This window comes from Streptomyces sp. AM6-12, from assembly GCF_044327085.1.
Classification (GTDB): Bacteria; Actinomycetota; Actinomycetes; order Streptomycetales; family Streptomycetaceae; genus Streptomyces.
On record NZ_JBIQWN010000002.1, the window covers coordinates 283,094 to 297,518 of the forward strand.

Annotated in this window: 16 protein-coding genes and 1 pseudogene; 3 read left to right on the forward strand and 14 right to left on the reverse strand. The window is 71.3% G+C overall.

The features are described from left to right. Window positions 1-191 precede the first annotated feature (191 nt). Complete coding sequence (locus tag ACE4Q9_RS29660; RefSeq protein WP_397987587.1) at window positions 192-1,544, reverse strand: dipeptidase; 1,353 nt, start codon at window positions 1,542-1,544, stop codon at window positions 192-194. A gap of 166 nt (window positions 1,545-1,710) precedes the next feature. Here ACE4Q9_RS29660 and ACE4Q9_RS29665 point away from each other — a divergent pair, with 166 nt between their 5' ends. Continuing rightward, the gene (locus ACE4Q9_RS29665; RefSeq protein WP_397987588.1) at window positions 1,711-2,979 is read left to right on the forward strand and encodes a geranylgeranyl reductase family protein; all 1,269 of its coding nucleotides are present in this window, start codon (window positions 1,711-1,713) and stop codon (window positions 2,977-2,979) included. On the opposite strand, the gene ACE4Q9_RS29670 is transcribed toward ACE4Q9_RS29665, so the two are convergent. Continuing rightward, complete coding sequence (locus ACE4Q9_RS29670; protein ID WP_397987589.1) at window positions 2,969-3,424, reverse strand: nitroreductase/quinone reductase family protein; 456 nt, start codon at window positions 3,422-3,424, stop codon at window positions 2,969-2,971. The genes ACE4Q9_RS29665 and ACE4Q9_RS29670 overlap by 11 nt on opposite strands. Window positions 3,425-3,552: 128 nt before the next feature. On the opposite strand from ACE4Q9_RS29670, the gene ACE4Q9_RS29675 reads away from it, so the two are divergent. Continuing rightward, window positions 3,553-4,245, forward strand: coding sequence for a TetR/AcrR family transcriptional regulator (locus tag ACE4Q9_RS29675; protein WP_397987590.1), 693 nt, complete (start codon window positions 3,553-3,555; stop codon window positions 4,243-4,245). Window positions 4,246-4,306: 61 nt separating this feature from the next. Further along, on the forward strand, window positions 4,307-4,708 hold the full coding sequence (locus ACE4Q9_RS29680; RefSeq protein ID WP_397987591.1) for a MarR family winged helix-turn-helix transcriptional regulator: 402 nt from the start codon (window positions 4,307-4,309) through the stop codon (window positions 4,706-4,708). Window positions 4,709-4,715: 7 nt separating this feature from the next. Here the strand turns inward: ACE4Q9_RS29680 and ACE4Q9_RS29685 are convergent, their stop codons facing one another. The 12 genes and pseudogenes from ACE4Q9_RS29685 to ACE4Q9_RS29740 all read right to left on the reverse strand — a co-directional run bounded on the left by ACE4Q9_RS29685 (window position 4,716) and on the right by ACE4Q9_RS29740 (window position 14,317). Then, entirely contained in the window at window positions 4,716-5,459 is a 744-nt protein-coding gene (locus tag ACE4Q9_RS29685; RefSeq protein ID WP_397987592.1) for a maleylpyruvate isomerase family mycothiol-dependent enzyme, read from the reverse strand. A 105-nt stretch (window positions 5,460-5,564) separates the two neighbouring features. After that, window positions 5,565-6,677, reverse strand: a complete 1,113-nt coding sequence (trpS, locus tag ACE4Q9_RS29690) for a tryptophan--tRNA ligase (RefSeq protein WP_397987593.1) — start codon at window positions 6,675-6,677, stop codon at window positions 5,565-5,567. Window positions 6,678-6,928: 251 nt separating this feature from the next. Continuing rightward, window positions 6,929-8,134, reverse strand: coding sequence for an MFS transporter (locus tag ACE4Q9_RS29695; protein ID WP_397987594.1), 1,206 nt, complete (start codon window positions 8,132-8,134; stop codon window positions 6,929-6,931). Window positions 8,135-9,043: 909 nt separating this feature from the next. Then, the gene (locus ACE4Q9_RS29700; protein ID WP_397987595.1) at window positions 9,044-9,742 is read right to left on the reverse strand and encodes a hypothetical protein; all 699 of its coding nucleotides are present in this window, start codon (window positions 9,740-9,742) and stop codon (window positions 9,044-9,046) included. Further along, window positions 9,739-10,113, reverse strand: a complete 375-nt coding sequence (locus tag ACE4Q9_RS29705; protein WP_397987596.1) for a DUF6415 family natural product biosynthesis protein — start codon at window positions 10,111-10,113, stop codon at window positions 9,739-9,741. Before ACE4Q9_RS29705 ends, ACE4Q9_RS29700 begins: the two co-directional genes overlap by 4 nt. Continuing rightward, window positions 10,110-10,274: a hypothetical protein gene (locus ACE4Q9_RS29710; RefSeq protein ID WP_397987597.1), complete on the reverse strand. Its 165-nt coding sequence runs from the start codon at window positions 10,272-10,274 to the stop codon at window positions 10,110-10,112. Before ACE4Q9_RS29710 ends, ACE4Q9_RS29705 begins: the two co-directional genes overlap by 4 nt. 437 nt (window positions 10,275-10,711) lie before the next feature. Next, a complete protein-coding gene (locus tag ACE4Q9_RS29715) occupies window positions 10,712-11,428 on the reverse strand; it encodes a hypothetical protein (protein ID WP_397987598.1) in 717 nt (238 codons plus the stop codon). 316 nt (window positions 11,429-11,744) lie between these two features. After that, a pseudogene (locus ACE4Q9_RS29720) lies at window positions 11,745-11,897 on the reverse strand (helix-turn-helix domain-containing protein); the annotation flags it as partial. Between the two features lie 100 nt (window positions 11,898-11,997). Further along, a complete protein-coding gene (locus tag ACE4Q9_RS29725; protein WP_397987599.1) occupies window positions 11,998-12,636 on the reverse strand; it encodes an HAD family hydrolase in 639 nt (212 codons plus the stop codon). 113 nt (window positions 12,637-12,749) lie between these two features. Continuing rightward, complete coding sequence (gene tgmA, locus ACE4Q9_RS29730; protein ID WP_397987600.1) at window positions 12,750-13,055, reverse strand: putative ATP-grasp-modified RiPP; 306 nt, start codon at window positions 13,053-13,055, stop codon at window positions 12,750-12,752. Continuing rightward, window positions 12,962-13,288: a divalent-cation tolerance protein CutA gene (gene cutA / locus ACE4Q9_RS29735; RefSeq protein ID WP_397987601.1), complete on the reverse strand. Its 327-nt coding sequence runs from the start codon at window positions 13,286-13,288 to the stop codon at window positions 12,962-12,964. The genes tgmA and cutA overlap by 94 nt, the downstream gene beginning before the upstream one ends. A 339-nt stretch (window positions 13,289-13,627) precedes the next feature. After that, a complete protein-coding gene (locus ACE4Q9_RS29740; protein WP_397987602.1) occupies window positions 13,628-14,317 on the reverse strand; it encodes an SDR family NAD(P)-dependent oxidoreductase in 690 nt (229 codons plus the stop codon). Window positions 14,318-14,425: the final 108 nt, after the last annotated feature.

A 14,425-nucleotide genomic window follows, 5' to 3' on the forward strand; every position in this document is an offset into this window, starting at 1 on the left:
GTAGGCCGGGCCGGGACCGGGCGCGAGAGCGCTCAGCCCACGGCGGAACCCCTGCGCCCAGAGCGGAAACGGCCCGGCGGACAGCTACTCCCGGAGCAGTTCGGCAAGGTGCCGCTCGCCTGTACCCGGCAGGCCGGGCAAGGCGGAGGGCGAACGGGGCGGCCCGCACCGAGGGCCGCCCCGGCTGCCGCTCAGCCCGCGTAATTCCGCAGGAACAGTGCCTCCGCCACGGACAGGCGCTCCAGTTCCTCCGGCGCCACGCTCTCGTTCAGCGCGTGGATCTGGGCCTCCGGCTCGCTCAGGCCGATCAGCAGGATCTCCGCGTCCGGGTAGAGGCCGGCGAGGGTGTTGCACAGCGGGATGGAGCCGCCCTGGCCGGCGTACTGCATGGTCTCGCCCGGATAGGCGATCGCCATCGCGTCGGCCATCGCCTGGTAGGCCGGGCTGGAGACGTCGGCGCGGAACGGCTGGCCCTGGCCGACCTGCTCCACGGTGACCCGTGCGCCCCACGGGGTGTGCGTCTCGATGTGGGTCTGGAGCAGCTTGCTCGCCTCCGCCGCGTCCACACCCGGCGGCACCCGCAGGCTGACCAGCGCACGGGCACTGGCGTGCACCGAGGGGGTGGCGCCGACGACCGGCGGGCAGTCGATGCCGAGCACGGTGACCGCCGGACGCGCCCACAGGCGGTCGGCGACCGAGCCGGAGCCCATCAGCCCCACGCCGTCCAGCACCTTGGCGTCCGAGCGGAACTGCCCCTCGGTGTACTCCAGGCCGTCCCACACGGCCGACGCGTCGAGACCGTCCACCGTCGTGGAGCCGTCCTGCGCGCGCAGCGAGTCCAGCACCCGGATCAGCGCGGCCAGCGCGTCCGGCGCCGCGCCGCCGAACTGGCCCGAGTGCAGATTGCCCGCGAGGGTCTCGACACCCACCCGGACCAGCGTCATGCCGCGCAGGATCGTGGTCACCGTCGGCAGGCCCACCCGGAAGTTGCCCGCGTCACCGATGACGATGGTGTCCGCGGTCAGCAGCTCCGGGTGCTGCTCGGCGTACCGCTCCAGGCCGCCCGTGCCCTGCTCCTCGGAGCCCTCCACGATGATCTTGACGTTGACCGGGACGCCGCCGTTCGCCTTCAGCGCGCGCAGCGCGAGCAGGTGCATGATCACACCACCCTTGCAGTCCGCGCTGCCCCGGCCGTACCAGCGCCCGTCGCGCTCGGTCAGCTCGAACGGCGGAGTCGTCCAGCCGGCCTCGTCCAGCGGCGGCTGCACGTCGTAGTGGGCGTACAGGAGAACCGTTTTGGCGCCTTGCGGGCCCGGCAGGAAGCCGTACACCGACTGGGTGCCGTCGGGGGTGTCGAGCAGGGCGACGTCGGTGAATCCCTCGGCGCGCAGTGCGTCGGCGATCCAGTTCGCGGCGGCCTCGCTCTCACTCTTCGGGAACTGCGCGAAGTCCGCCACGGACCGGAAGGCGACGAGCTCGGCGAGCTCCGCCTTGGCCCTCGGCATCAGAGAGGCGACGGTCTCGGCGACCGGATTCGACGACATGGGCACGCTCCTCGTAGGTGCGACGTTGTCCTGCTGGGTGGATCGATCCTCCCACAGCGGCGCACGCGGCTCGCGGCCGTAGGATGCGTGATACATCGGTTACCCCTGCTCGCGGGATGTCGCGGGTGCGGGAGCGGCAGCGGCTTGATCGGAGCAGTAGACCATCGTGAGCGGCGAGAACTCTTCGGCGGACGACGTGCAGCGAGTGTGGGACGTCGTCGTGGTGGGTGCGGGACCCGCGGGGGCCTCGGCCGCCTACGCGGCGGCGGTCGCGGGGCGCCGCGTTCTGTTGCTGGAGAAGGCCGAGTTGCCCCGGTACAAAACCTGCGGCGGCGGCATCATCGGGCCCTCGCGCGACTCCCTGCCGCCGGGTTTCGAGCTGCCCCTGCGGGACCGGGTGCACGCGGTCACCTTCTCCCACAACGGGCGTTTCACCCGCACCCGCCGTTCCCGGCAGATGCTGTTCGGGCTGATCAACCGGCCCGAGTTCGACCAGCAGCTGGTCGAGCACGCCCAGAAGGCGGGCGCGGAGCTGCGTACGGGCGTGACCGTGCAGCGCGTCGAGCAGCACGGCTCGGCGGTCCCCGACCGGCGCACGGTCGCCGTCGTCCTCCAGGGCGGCGAGACGGTACTGGCCCGCGCGGTCGTCGGCGCCGACGGCAGCGCCAGCCGGATAGGTGCCCATGTGGGCGTGAAGATGGCCCAGGTGGACCTCGGCCTGGAGGCGGAGATTCCGGTCCCGGAGCCGGTAGCCGAGGACTGGAAGGGCCGGGTGCTCATCGACTGGGGCCCGCTTCCCGGCAGTTACGGCTGGGTGTTCCCCAAGGGCGACACGCTGACGGTCGGGGTGATCTCCGCCCGCGGCGAGGGCGCGGCGACCAAGCGCTACCTGGAGGACTTCATCGCCCGCCTCGGTCTCGCCGGTTTCGAACCGGCCGTCTCCTCCGGGCACTTGACCCGCTGCCGGGCCGACGACTCGCCGCTCTCCCGCGGCCGGGTCCTGGTCTGCGGCGACGCCGCCGGGCTCCTGGAGCCCTGGACCCGCGAGGGCATCTCCTTCGCGCTGCGCTCGGGCCGGCTGGCCGGCGAGTGGGCGGTGCGCATAGCGGAGGCGCACGACGCCGTCGACGCCCGCCGTCAGGCCCTGAACTACGCCTTCGCGGTCAAGGCGGGGCTCGGCGTCGAGATGAGCGTCGGCAGGCGCCTGCTCGCGGCGTTCGAGCGCCGCCCCGGCCTCTTCCACGCCGCCCTCACCGGGTTCCGTCCCGCCTGGAACGCGTTCCGCAACATCACTCGGGGCGCCACCACCCTCGGTGAGCTGGTCCGCTCCCACCCGCTGGCCCAGCGCGCCCTGACCATGCTCGATCCGGGCCCGGCGCGGGCCGCCGACGCCGCGGAGCCCGCCACGGCGCAGGAGGAGCCGGTCACTTCGTGACGGTGATCCGGAAGACGGGGTGGTCGCCGGCGCACGCGATGATCTCCTCGTCCGAGGAAGCGGCGGTCACCCCCGCGAAGTACTGGTTCACCTCCCAGCCCCACTTCTCCAGGTAGGTCCGCAGGACGGGGAGCTTCTCGGCGTCGGGAAGCTCCACCGCGGTGAAGGCGCGCACCTTGCGTCCGACGCGCAGCTCACCGCCGTGCGCGGCACGCATGTTGCGCACCCACTGCGAGTGGCCGCGCGCCGAGACCAGGTACTGCGCGCCCTCGTAGGTGTGCGGGTTGACCGGGATGCGCTGCATCACGCCGCTCTTGCGGCCCTTCACGGACAGCTCGGCGGTGCCCGCGAGGCTGATCCCGCGCCGGGCGAGCCAGCCGATCACGCTGTTCAGACGCACGTTCAGCGGGCTGCCCTTGAGGTAGTACGGCGAGGACGACGACATGGTGGACCTCCACGGTTCGGGAGAGCAGTGCTCTCGGTTGACACCAGCATGGGGGAGACCGGCGCTCCGGCGCAAGAGCACTGCTCTCTTCTGTGTGCGCTGCTCTCGCGCGTGGCAGAATGACGGGCATGAGCACCGCACAGGGCGCCCGCGCACGGGCCAGGAACGAGGTAACCGCGGCCATCAAGGAAGAGGCCCGCAGACAGCTCGCGGCCGAGGGCGCGGCCAAGCTCTCCCTGCGGGCCGTCGCCCGCGAACTGGGCATGGTCTCCTCCGCCCTCTACCGCTACTTCCCCAGCCGCGACGACCTGTTGACGGCTCTGATCATCGACGCGTACGACGCCGTGGGCGCGGCCGCGGAGCAGGCGCGGGACGCCGCCGGCGCCGCCGCGCCCGTGGCCCGCTTCACCGCGGTGTGCGAGGCGGTACGGGCCTGGGCGCTCGCCCATCCGCACGAGTACGCGCTGATCTACGGCTCGCCCGTGCCCGGCTACGCCGCCCCCGAGACCACCATCCCGGCCGCCGCCCGCGCCGCCATGGTCCTCATCGGCATCTTCCGTGACGCCGCGCGGAGCCCGGGCCTGGCGCTGGCCGAACTCCCGCTGCCCGCCGAACTGCGCCCCGAGGTCGAGCGGTTGACCGCCGAGATCGCCCCAGACCTGCCCCCCGAGGTGACCGCCGCCATGGTCGCCGCCTGGGCGCAGCTGTTCGGACTGGTGAGCTTCGAGCTGTTCGGCCAGTTCAACAACGTGATCGAGGACCGGGAGCGGTTCTTCCGGCACGCGGTGACGGGGCTCGCACACGGGGCCGGGCTGCGCTGACCGCCCGGAGCGCCCGAATCCGGCTTTCTTTACCCGCCCATGGGACTGCTACGGTGCGTCGATGACGTCGACGACGGACGAACGGGCACTCGTGGCGCAGTGGCGGGGCATCCTCGCCCTGCATGCCCGTACCCAGTGCGAACTGGACCGGACCCTGGGGGCCCACGGCTTGTGCGCCAGCGACTTCGAGGTCCTGGACCTGCTGGCCGAGCGCCGGGGGCCGCACGGCTGCGCCTACCGCGTCCAGGAGATCTCCGAGCGCGTCCACCTCACCCAGAGCGCGCTCTCCCGGCTCATCGGCCGCCTGGAGAAGGAGGGCCTGGTCGAGCGGGGCGCCTGCGCGGAGGACCGCCGGGGCGTCCGGGTCGCCCTCACCCCGAAGGGCCGGGCGCTGCACACCGAGGTGCGACCGGTGCAGCGCGCGGTGCTGGCCAGGATACTGAGGGGCGAAGAAGGAGATTGACGGGGGGTCAGATCGCCGAGGTGCGCTGCCACAGGGCGGCGAGCGACCGGTCGCCGGAGACGTGCGGGACGGGCACGCGGTTCCACAGGGCCAGGTACAACTGGTCTGCCGGGCCGGAGAATTCGGCATCGGCCTTGCCGTCTGCCTGACGTGACGTCACCGGAGGCCGCTCCGCGTCAAGTTGTACGGTCCACACCGCGTCCTCGCCCGCGTCCGTCGCCCGTACCCGCAGCGTCCTCGGCTCCGCCGTCCGCACCCGGCTCCTGGACCGCGCGTGGAAGCCGCGCAGCAACTCGTCGATGCCGTCCGCCGCGAGGCCGGCGGCGATCGGGGTGGTTGCTCCGCCGCGGGCGGTCTCGGCGTCGTACCGGTGCATGGTCGTCTCGTGCGCCTGCCGCCGCGTCCAGAACGCCAGCGGCGGGAGTTCGGGCAGCGGGAGGAAGGTCCAGCACTCCAGGTCGGCGGGGGCGGCGGACAGGGCCTCGACCAGCAGGCGGTGGCTGTCCCGGTACCAGGCCACCAGGTCGGCGCCGGAGAGGTCAGGCGCCTCGCCGATCGGCCGGGGCCCGGTGTGCCCCCCGGCGACGAAGCCCGCGGCCCACCGGTGGACCGCGCCGGTGTGCCGCAGCAGGTCCCGCACCCGCCACTCGGGACAGGCCGGCACCTCGGCGCCGGTACCGGCCCGTTCGGCGGCCGCGGCCAGCGACTGGCCTTCGCGGTCGAGGACCTGGAGGAATTCGGTGGTCTGCATGGGGCGATCCTGCCGGACCCGCCCGCGCGCCGCACCGGGGATTCGCTCGCGCGGCACCGGGGTCTGGCGTGCGCCAGGGGGATTCACGCGGGCCGCACCGGGGATTCAGTAGTCGCTGTTCATCGCGGCCCGCACTTCGGCGAGGGTGGCGTCGGCCACGGCGTTGGCCCGCTCGTTGCCCGCGCGCAGGATGCGCCGCAGCTCGCCGCGGTCGCGGGCGTACTCGGCGCGCCGGGCCCGGATCGGGGCCAGATACTCGTTGACCGCCTCCGTCACGGTCTTCTTCAGCGCCGCCGCGCCCGCGGAGCCGATGTCGTCGGCCACCTCCTCGGGGGTGCGGCCCTGGCAGAGCGCGGCCAGCAGGAGCAGGGACGAGACCTCGGGGCGGGTGGCCGGGTCGTAGGTGATGTGCCGCTCGGAGTCGGTCTTCGCGCCCTTGAGCAGCCGGGCCGTCTCGTCGGCGGTGGCGGCGAGGACGATGGAGTTGCCCCGGCTCTTGCTCATCTTGGTGCCGTCGGTGCCCAGCAGCAGCGGCACCTCGGACAGCAGCGCCTCGGGCCGGGGGAAGACCGGAGTGCCGTGCCCGTAGCGGTCGTTGAAGCGGCGGGCGATGGTCCGGGTGATCTCCAGGTGGGGCAGTTGGTCCTGGCCGACGGGGACCAGGTTGGCCTTGCAGAAGAGGATGTCGGCGGCCTGGTGCACGGGGTAGGTGAACATCAGCCCGCTGACGGCGGACTGACGGGAGTGCGCGATCTCGTCCTTGACCGTGGGGTTGCGGTTCAGCTCGGCGACGGAGACCAGGCTGAGGAAGGGCAGCATCAGCTGGTTGAGGGCGGGGACGGCGCTGTGCGTGAAGATCGTGCTGCGCTCGGGGTCCACGCCGATGGCGAGGTAGTCGAGGACCAGCTCGTCGACGTAGGACTGGAGGTCGTCCGCGACATCGCGGTCGGTCAGCACCTGGTAGTCCGCGATGATCACGAACAGTTCCACGCCGAGGTTCTGGAGCCGGACGCGGTTGTGGAGGGTGCCGAAGTAGTGCCCGAGGTGCAGTCTTCCGGTGGGCCGGTCGCCGGTGAGGATGCGGAACTCCCCCGGATCCTCGGCGATCAGCTTCTCCAGCTCCGCGCTGCGGGCCCGCGCGGCGGAGGTGCCGAGCGCGTCGGAAACGTCGGCGGCGGACGGCGCCCCGGACGGCACGGCCTGCGGGGTGGGGTTCATCTCGGTCTCCTGGTGTGGGTCGGGCGGGCCGTCGGGACGCCCCGCCCCTGCTTCCAGGAACACAGAAAAAGGGCCGTCCATCCGAACGGCCCGGTTCATGCCTGCGCGGCGGCCGCTCCTACGAGGAGCGCCACCAGCACGGACACGACGAAAGATGCATACGGCAATGATAGCGGGGCGGGGCGGCGAGCGGCCAACGGGTTTGGGCCGGCCATGTTCCTGCCGGCCCTCTACGGCGGTGCCGGAAGCCGTCAGCCGTTCAGGGCCCGGCGCGTCGCCACCCCGATCAGGGCGGCCACGGCGGCCAGCGCGGCCACGCTGGTGAGCGCGGTGGGCAGGGAGAACCAGTCGGCCATGAACCCGATTATGGGCGGACCGAGGAGCATGCCGCCGTACCCGAGCGTGGAGGCGATCGCGACGCCGGACGCCCCGGCCAGCGCGCCCGCCCGCTCGATGGCGACCGGGAAGATGTTGGCGAGTCCGAGCCCGGTGATCGCGAAACCGGCCAGCGCCATCCAGACCGACGGCGCGAGCGAGCCGAGCAGCATGCCCGCCGCCGCGACCGAGCCGCCGGCGATCACCGTACGGGCCCGGCCGAGTCGGCCCAGCAGGGCCGTACCCGAGAGCCGTCCCGCGGTCATGGCGAGCGCGAAGCAGGCGTACCCGGTCGCCGCCGTGCCCGCGGACGCCGTGAGGTCCTGCTTGAGGTGCAGCGCGCCCCAGTCGGCCATGGCCCCCTCGCCGTACGCGTCGCACAGCGCGACCAGCCCGAAGCCCACGACGAGCCAGCGCCCGGCGACGCGGGGCGCCCGGCCTCCGCCGGTCGCCGCGGGTCCCCGGTCGTCCGCGGGCGGTGCCGGGGGCTCGTGCCGCAGCAGGCTCGGCCCGGCGACGGCCGTCACGAGCAGCCCGATCACGGTGATCCCGAGCAGATGGCGGGTGGGGGAGAGGAAACCGGCGACCAGCCCGCCGGCGCCGGCGCCGACCATCCCGCCGAGGCTGAACGCGGCATGGAAACCGGGCATGATCGGCCGTCGTACGGCGGCGACGAGATCGACGGCGGCGGCGTTGAAGGCGACGTTCACGCCCCCGTACGCCGCGCCGAAGAGCAGCAGGACGGTGCCGAGCGCGGGTGCGGAGTGGGTGAGCGGGGGCAGGGCGACACTGAGGGAGAGAACGATCATCCAGGCCACGGTGACCGGGTGGCTGCCGTAGCGGCGGCACAGGCGGCCGGTGAGCATCATGGTCAGCACGGCCCCGGCGGACACGCCGAGCAGCGCGAGCCCGAGGGCTCCGGCGGAGGCGTGGGTCTGGTGCTTGATGTCCGGGATGCGCACGACCCATCCCGAGAAGATGAACCCGTCCAGTGCGAAGAACGCGGTGATCGCCACCCGCAGCCCGACGAGGTCCCGGCCCGGCACGACGGTGTGCGTTCGGGTTTTGTTTATGAGCGGCACAAAGTCAGCGTAGGGGGCGGCGGAGGGAGGGAGCAAGGGGATTTGCGGAGGGGGCCCTGGGCTCGGGGGCGATGAGGTCCGTCCCCTCGGGGGGCATGGGTGCGGCAGCCGTGCTGAACTTGATCGCCGGGTATGGCGAGTTGGCGGATCTGTGACGCGGACGCGATCCCGGCCACCGCGCCCCCGCATAGCAACAGGGACTACTTCCAGGCCGACGGTGACCGTCACCGACTCGCGGAATGGTGACCGATGAAGGTTCCAGCGTGTGGGGGGCCGTCGTCGGCGGCTTCTCCGTGACCGGGGCGCGGGGCGGCCGGCCCCAGCTGTCCGGCGGGGCCATGGGGGCCGCTGGGACCGTCCGGGCCGCCCGGACACGCGGGTCAGGACGGCCCGGACGGCAAAGACGGGCGTGACGGGCAGAACTGCCCCGACGGCTTCAGCCTCCAGACCCCCGCCTCCGACCCGGATGCGCTTGTCTGCCGGAGGGACAGCGCCCCCCCCAGCCGACCGACAGGGGCAGCACCACGCCCCAGGCCGGGCCCGGCCCTCAACGCCGCCAGTACTGAGCACCGAGCCCCCGCCGCAGGACTGCGGCGGGGGCCCTTCGGTATGCCCGTGGCCCCGCTCGCCAGCCTCGGGGAGGTAGCGGACGAGCGGGGCCGGTCAGGGGATTACAGGGTGATGGACCAGGCACCTCGAGACAGAGTGGTCTCTCCGTCTGGCGCGATGACGACCTGGGCACCGTAGACGGGGAGTCGGCCCTCCCGGTTGAGTCGATTGCGGATTCGTTCCAGGGCGTCCCACAGACGGCGCGGGCCACCCTGGTGCACCGTCGGTGGGTCGAGGAAACCCTTCGCCGTGGCACGAGCCCAGGAGCCGTCCGGGTGCAGCATCCACACCGTTCGCTCGTCATCGTCCTGCCGGACACGGTGGTCGATACCGGGTAGCTCCAGCTCCAGCATGGACATCTTCCTGCACCTTGCAGCAGATGAGGTTGACGAGCTTGCTGCCGGTCGCCGTGTCGACCGCTGCGGCGTGAGCCTCAGCGAGCGGCATCGCAGCGGGGCAGCGACCACCGAGCTGGCAGGCGGTGCAGTCCGCGACGTGCTCGGCCCATACAGCGAACGTCTTCACCTTCACGCCCCGCGCCTCGATGCACGGCGGGCAGGCGCGCGGCTGCCACACGGGCAGCATGCCGTTCAGAGGCCGCAATTCGGTCGGGTCGCCGGCCGAACACCACATGCACTGCTCCCCGGCATGTTGCTGTTCGCTCATCTCACCGGGTAACGGCCTCTCGTGAAGCAGGATGAGCCGATTGATCCAGGCCTTCTCCTCGGCCGGGTCGACGTCCGGCTCCGGCGGTTGTAGCTGTGCGGGGTCCATCGTTCCGTTCTCCTTCGTGGCGCGCACCCCGCCCAGGGTCTTCTGGGACTCCGGGCGGGGTGGCGGCCCGCCGCGCTCGTGGTGGAAGGCGAGCCGCTGCCTTCCGGCGGCGGGGCTGGTGGGGTGCGGCCCTGACCCGAGACGGCCGCCATGGGGGTGCGTCAGTGCGAGGGCAGGGGCGGTCACCGCGGCCACGTAGACGAGCACGCCGACGGTCACCTTCACGGCGCGGCGTTGCCCTCGAAGTGGTCGAGGAGCGCCCGCAGGATGCGCGCCAGGCGGCGGGCGTACTCCACCTCGCCGTCGGGGCGGGGCGCCGGCCGTGCCGCGAGCTTGCCGCGGGCCTCGCCGACGCACGCGCTCGCGCAGTACCGGCGGCTGCTCTCCTTCGGCAGCTGGGCGAGCTCCTTCTCCACCTCGGGGATGAGCATTTCCAGGTGGCCGCGCAGTTGGCCGATGAGGGTGTCGAGGGCCTCGGGCGCCGGGAGCGGCGCGTCGGTCTCGTCCTCGATACCGAGCGCCTGGGCGGCGGTTTCGCGCATGGTGGCGATGTCCACGGGATCGGTGTCGGTGGCGTGCTCCACGGGAGCGCTCATCGGGTCACCGGCCTTCCGAGGCGGCAGAGCGGGCACTGGCACGCCGGGTAGGAGTCGGCCAGGGGCAGCGGCGACACTTTGTCGTCGACGGCGACGGTGATCGTGCCGCGGTCCTGGGTGATCGTGCCGTGGCGGTCCATGGTGTAGACGCGCATCGTCATCCGGCCACCCCGTGCGTTTACCGGGGGTTGGGCGGTAGCGTTTGTCATGTCGGCGCTCCCTCGCTGGTTCGAGCGTTGGCCACGCCCGGCGGTCGTGTGCCCGCGGCCGCCGGGTCTTCGTGGCGTTTCTGTAGGGCTAGGCATCTCCCGGCGTTCCGCGTCGGCAGCCGCAACTTCGGATCTGCCAGACTCGGGTGGCGCCGCGGACGACGACTTCGCCCGCCGCGCGCAGAGGACGGTTCACGGCTCCGCAGTCGAAGCACGCCTCGCCATGAAGGCGGACGGCGCTCACACGACGGTCAACGACCGCCGGGGTGAGCGAATGTGCTTCCTGCATTTCCCGTGCCCGTCTTTGGCGCCTGCGCGTGGCACACATGTTGAGGGTGAGGAAGCGTCACAACTACCCCCGACAAGGGGTACTTGGGCATCGGTAGTGCTCAGGTGGCGGCGCACCACTCCGCGAAAGATGTCAGTGTCTCCGAGTCGGTGCGGCGCAGACGCCGCAGTGTCGAAGCGTCTTCCCGGACCCAGGGATGGTCACGAGTGTGCTGAGGTGCGATCTTGCGAGCAACCTTCAGCGACTCGAACGCGCTGTCTGGCATGCCCGCCCAAAGCTGGGCGCGCGCCAGCTCGATGTAGAAGCCCGAGCGGCGCTCTGCGGCAAGGCTGGTCGGAGGCTTCCACTCGTGTGTGACGTCCAGGGCAGTGCTCACATGGTCGCCGCCCAGGCTGACCGCGACCGACACCTGGTGAATCCGCACAGAGTCGGGCCCGAAGGCGGTGCCGTAGTACACGTCTTCTTTGACCTGTTCGGCCAGGCGCGCAGCGTCGCTCAAGTGCGCGACCGCAGCGTCCGCGTCCTTGGCACGGCCGGCGATGACGGCAGCCCTCATATGCAGGGCGCCGCGTGCGGCATGCTGTGCTGCCGTCGTCGGTGCGGGTGCCGCGTCGATGGCCTGCCTGAGTGCGCGTAAGCCTGCGGCGTGAGCGCGGGCCGCGAAGAAGGTCTCGGTGCGCACGTACGCCACGGATGCGGTCAGCAGGGGGTCCTCGGCCGCCGCCGCGGCCCACCGCATCAGTTCGATCAGGCGCGCCGAGAGATCGTGCGCGCCGAGCTTGTAGGCGGCCGCATCGGCGCAGCGGTAGGCGCTCACCAGCAACTGCGCCGGTTCGGTGCGGTCGCCGTCGGCTGCCGTGTGGTAGGCCCGTGTCAGCTCGGTCAGCAGGTCCGGGAGGTCGCGAACGATCCGCGTGTACTGCGCTGAGCCGCCACTTCACAGCCGCATCGACTGCATCGCGCAACTCGGACACCGGTCGGACGGGACCGTCGTCCGGGCAGTCGTACGAGGCGATGGCTGCCGACAGCGTCGGCAGGCCCTCCCGCGCCTGTGAATGAGCGGGCCCGCGATCGTGGCGCAGTCGTACCGGGTCTACCCCCAGTGCGTCGGCGAGGGCTTGGAGGGTATCGTCGCTTACTCCTCTTTCGCCGCGCTCGATTTTGCGGATCGTCCCCAGAGCGACGCAGGCGGCATTCGCCAGCTCCTGCTGGGTCATCTTGGGCCGGACGACGCTTCGGTAGTAGGCGATCCGTCGGCCTACTCCTCCGTCGGTGTTCGCGGGCATACTGTCTCCGTTCGGGCATCCACTCCGAACGGTACTGGCGGGAGACCGCGTCTGTACTGAAGCAGCCTCTCGCCAACTCGGTGGGACTACTCCCTTGTTGTCACCCCGCGAGGCTCACCAGCTCCATGAGGCCGTCGATGCGCCAGTCCGCTGCTGCCACGGTCTTCGGGTCATCGGCCCAGAGATGCCCCCAGGGCCCGCGCCGCAGGTGCGCGGTGCGCAGGCCGGCCGCCTTCGCGGGGTGGACATCGTTCGCTGGGTGATCCCCGACATAGACGGTGCGGGCTGGCGAGGCCTCGGCCACCTCGATGACGCTCTGGAAGAACTCCTGCTGAGGCTTGGCCACGCCCCACTCTGCCGATGTGGCGATCAGGTCGGCGGGCAGGTCCAGGCCGCGCAACAGCTGGCCCGCGCGGGCGGTCTGGTTCCCGGCGACGATGACACGGACGCCCGCCTGACGGAGAGCAGACAGAGCGGGCCGTACGTCGTCGTAGAGGTCGGCCTCATCGAGATGCTCGCCCCGGCCTGCTGCCTCACGGGCGCGGTACTCCGCGTCAAGGTCAATGCCAGGACGCAACAACCGGATCGCGTCCGCGTTGTCCTGGCCCCCGGACACGACGGCTCCGACGAGCGCGGATAGGGTGTGTCTCGGTACGTTGAGCCAGTCTGCCCACGACGCCCAATACCGATCGTCACGGATGATCGTCTCTCCGACATCGAACACGATGGTCTCAATCACCCATGCAGCGTACGTGCCTTCGTGGCGTAAGAATTCGACCACGTGCCTCGATCGGAACGTGGGATCGAGCACGGAGCTGAGGCTCGATTAAGAGTCGCTGGTGCCGGTCTGCATCAGCGCCGCCATGTCCTTGTTGAGGGCTGCGGCGATGCGGAGCCGGTGGCTGTAGCGGGGGTCGGTGTCGCCGACTCGATCATGGTCGGCGAGTGCGTATTGGCCATGCAGGTCAGCAGGCCCCCGTCGTAGGAGATGCTGACCTGCCGCCCCCGGTCGTACTCGTGCGCCGGGACGGGGATGGCCGCGGTGGAGGGCGCGGCTTGATGCCTTACTCTGTCGGCGTTGTGTTGGCGGTGATCCACTCCAGGCAGGCTTCGGAGCCCGCCTCGATCGGCACTGCCGCGACTTCTGGATTCTCCCACGGATGACGTTGCAGGAGATGGGCTTCCAGTTCGGGGTACCGGGCGGCAGTGGTCTTGAGCAGCAGTTGCCACTCCTCGCCTGTACCGAATTCCCCGTCGTGCCAGAAAGCGGAGATCACCGGGCCGATGATTTGAGCGCCTGCCGCCAGGCGACGACTGACGACGGTACGTGCCAGTGCAACAGCTTGTTCTCTCGTTGGAGTTGCCGTAGATACCTGGAAGTAGTCAGCCACGCCGCGAGCGTAGCTTGATCTCTGATCTCCGCGAAGACGGACCGGCAACTCCACACTGGCCCGATAACGAACACCGAGTAGGTCGCTGTAGCGGGAGGCGGGTCGCAGTTCACAGGTCACCCGTGCGTCCGCCCAACGCGCGACGTCGGGCGTGGTCTGGTCTGGTTCGTCGCGAGGCACTCGACACATTGCACTGGTCATGCGGCATGGCTGATGTCCGGGTGGGAGGTCCGGAATCGACTCCGCGAGCGCCCGCCCCACACTGGAAAGACCAGAGCGAGGCGGGCTTCTTGTGGGCTTCAGTCACACACAGCTCCAGGCGAGTGGTATCGCGGATGCTTACCAGGGCAGCGGGCCCGACGTGCCGAAGTAGCCGCCGGTCGGGCCGTCCGGGCCCAGTTGGGCCATCCGGACGATGATCTCGGCGCCCTGCTCGACGGTCTGTGTGCCCTCGTGCCGGTTCAGGTCGGTCGCGGTGTAGCCGGGCTCCACCGCGTTGATCCGCATCCGCGGGAATGCCTTGGCGTACTGCACGGTGAGCATGTTGACCGTGGTCTTGGAGGCCGGGTAGGCGGCCCCCGGATAACCCTTGCCGGCCAGGGCCAGTGAGGCCAGGCCGCTGCTGACGTTGACCACGACCGGCGCGGCGGAGCGTTCCAGCAGCGGCAGGAAGGCGTGGGTCACCCGGACCAGGCCGAAGACGTTGGTCTCGAACACCTCCCGCATCACGTCGGCGGTCAGCTCCGCGGCGCCGATGATGTCACCGCCGGGTGACCGGACCTCGATCCCGGCGTTGTTCACCAGGACGTCCAGGCCGCCCTCGGCCTCGATGGTGGCCGCCGCGGCGGTGACCGACGCGTCGTCGGTGACATCGAGCCGTACGAAGCGGGCGCCGAGCCCGGCCGCGGCCGCCGTGCCCCGCTCGGGGTCGCGTGCTCCCAGGTAGACGGTGTGGCCCGCGGCGATCAGGCGGCGGGCGGTCTCATGGCCGAGTCCCTTGTTGGCCCCGGTGACTAACGTTGTCGTCATGGGGCACAGCTTCCCTCCGGTCGCCGCGGTCGGCCACTGGATTACGGCGAGGACGCGTTCGCCGGACGTCAGACCTCCGCCCTGCGCCCACGGCCTCCCCGTCGGGAG

What these genes read in the sequence shown, in the direction of transcription:
- ACE4Q9_RS29660 (WP_397987587.1), bottom strand. Translation starts at nt 1,544, where the DNA reads ATGTCGTCGAATCCGGTCGCCGAGACCGTCGCCTCTCTGATGCCGAGG.
- ACE4Q9_RS29670 (WP_397987589.1), bottom strand. Translation starts at nt 3,424, where the DNA reads ATGTCGTCGTCCTCGCCGTACTACCTCAAGGGCAGCCCGCTGAACGTG.
- ACE4Q9_RS29675 (WP_397987590.1), top strand. Translation starts at nt 3,553, where the DNA reads ATGAGCACCGCACAGGGCGCCCGCGCACGGGCCAGGAACGAGGTAACC.
- ACE4Q9_RS29680 (WP_397987591.1), top strand. Translation starts at nt 4,307, where the DNA reads ATGACGTCGACGACGGACGAACGGGCACTCGTGGCGCAGTGGCGGGGC.
- ACE4Q9_RS29685 (WP_397987592.1), bottom strand. Translation starts at nt 5,459, where the DNA reads ATGCAGACCACCGAATTCCTCCAGGTCCTCGACCGCGAAGGCCAGTCG.
- trpS (WP_397987593.1), bottom strand. Translation starts at nt 6,677, where the DNA reads ATGAACCCCACCCCGCAGGCCGTGCCGTCCGGGGCGCCGTCCGCCGCC.
- ACE4Q9_RS29705 (WP_397987596.1), bottom strand. Translation starts at nt 10,113, where the DNA reads ATGAGCGCTCCCGTGGAGCACGCCACCGACACCGATCCCGTGGACATC.
- ACE4Q9_RS29710 (WP_397987597.1), bottom strand. Translation starts at nt 10,274, where the DNA reads ATGACGATGCGCGTCTACACCATGGACCGCCACGGCACGATCACCCAG.
- ACE4Q9_RS29740 (WP_397987602.1), bottom strand. Translation starts at nt 14,317, where the DNA reads ATGACGACAACGTTAGTCACCGGGGCCAACAAGGGACTCGGCCATGAG.